Below are 1,856 nucleotides of genomic sequence, written 5' to 3'. Positions count from 1 at the left end.
GTTGTACAGAGCGCCCGCCACGGCGTGCCCGCCTGTCGCCAACAACAGGGTGTACCCGTCGGGTTTCGCGCGAGCGACGGTGGCCGCAGCGATGGTGCCGCCCGCCCCGGCCTGTGCCTCGATGACAAAGGGTTGACCCAAGGTCTTCGTCATCTCGGCACTGACGACCCGTGCGATCGTGTCGGCATTTCCTCCCGCCGCGAAGCCCTGATAGATCTTGATGGGCCTGTCGGGGTACTGCTGGGAAAAAGCCGGAAGAGAGATTCCGCAGGCCAAGGCGAGGCCTGCGGCGAGAATACTGCGCCGCATCTGTTGTCTCCTGATTCTGCGAAAAGAGCGCCGCTCCACGCGACGCCCTGTAGTTCGCCGGCTTCTCAGTCCTGCTGAACAATCGGATTGCTGAGGACGCCAATACCTTCGATCTCGACCTCACAGACATCGCCAGGCTTCATGAAGCGAGGCGGCTTCTTGCTCCAGCCGACTCCAGCTGGCGTGCCAGTGGCAATGACATCTCCAGGCGTGAGCGTGAAGATCGTCGAGGCGTAGTTGATGAGCTTGGGGATGCTGAAGATCATGTGCCCCGTATGACTGGACTGCACGACCTCGCCGTTGAGACGGGTCTCGAGCTTGAGTTGTCGGCTGGGTTCGATTTCGTCGGCCGTCACCATCCATGGTCCGAAGCCGCCGGTCGATTCGAAGTTCTTGCCCGACGCGATCTGCTTGGCGTGGAACTGCCATTCGCGGACGCTGGCGTCGTTGTAGCAGGAGTAGCCTGCGACGTGGTCGAACGCTTCCGATTCGGGGATGTTGCGCCCCCCCTTGCCGATGATGACGGCAAGTTCGCCTTCCCAATCCAGCGATTCCGACACGTGCGGACGCACGATCGCCTGGTTGTGGGCGCATTGCGAACGCCAGACGCGCAGGAAGATCGGGGGTTGCTCCGACAGTTCGCGATTCATACCCGCCGCAAGAACCTCCTGGTGATGATCCATGTAGTTGCGCACCGCGCAGACGATCTTCTCGGGCCGAGGGATGACCGGCAGGAAGGTGATTTCAGCCAGCTTGGCGACGACGGCCAGCCCCTCAACGTGCTGGGCCGCTTGCAGGTAGTCCCCGGATGCGATGTAGTCGGCCAATGTGGCTTGCTGAGGGCGGGTCTTGCCGAGATCCACGACGCCCTCGCCCACGACGGCCCCCCAGGTTTCGCGACCTTGATGAACAAAAGACAACAGTTTCATTGGAGCTCCAGATTAGGAAAGAAGAAAGAAGGTGGACGGACAACCGACTAGGCGGAGGGAGGTGCTACGCCGGCAGGCGACTTGGCCTCGAACTGTTCTCGCCACTGTCCCAAGGGCATGAAGGTCGGGTCCTGCCGGCAGATCGCTTCCGTTTCGCGCATCAGCGTCTCGTCGTCCTTGGACAGATCCAGAGGATCCCCATGCGGCTGCGCCACGTAAAACGGGGTGTCGACGTAGATCTCCACAGTGTTTCCTTCGGGGTCGAGCATGTAGACCGACAGCGCATTACCGTGATTCAGTCCACGCACGTTCGTCGCACCGCGGGCAACCGCGCGCGCCGAGACGTCACGCAGGTGCTGAATGCTTGGAACGACGAATGAGATCTGCATGACCGTGCTGAACTTGGCCTCGGCCGGCCGCCCCGATGCCAGGACCAACTGATGATGCTGGTCCGGGCTCGCGCTGGTGAATACGAGCTGGTTCTTGAAGGTTCGACCTTCGCCCCGGTCCGTGATGGTCAATTCAAAGGTTTCGGTATAGAACGCCACCATCCGCTCGAGATCGGTGACGAAGATGCCAAAGTGGGAAGGCGTTGGTCGATTGACCTTGAGCATGATG

3 protein-coding genes are annotated in these 1,856 nt (G+C 61.2%); all 3 read right to left on the bottom strand.

Going from position 1 to position 1,856, the window contains the following annotated elements; genetic code table 11:
- On the bottom strand, window positions 1-309 hold a 309-nt coding region (locus AC1DY5_RS53820; RefSeq protein WP_478122389.1), incomplete at its 3' end, for a tripartite tricarboxylate transporter substrate-binding protein.
- A 65-nt stretch (window positions 310-374) separates the two neighbouring features.
- A complete protein-coding gene (locus AC1DY5_RS53815; protein WP_478122388.1) occupies window positions 375-1,238 on the bottom strand; it encodes a fumarylacetoacetate hydrolase family protein in 864 nt (287 codons plus the stop codon).
- 47 nt (window positions 1,239-1,285) lie between these two features.
- The coding region (locus AC1DY5_RS53810; protein WP_478122387.1) for a VOC family protein at window positions 1,286-1,856 on the bottom strand (571 nt) is incomplete at its 5' end.

The sequence above is a fragment of the Variovorax sp. P4_D9 genome (assembly GCF_056401695.1).
This window is presented reverse-complemented; position numbering and strand designations above follow the sequence as displayed.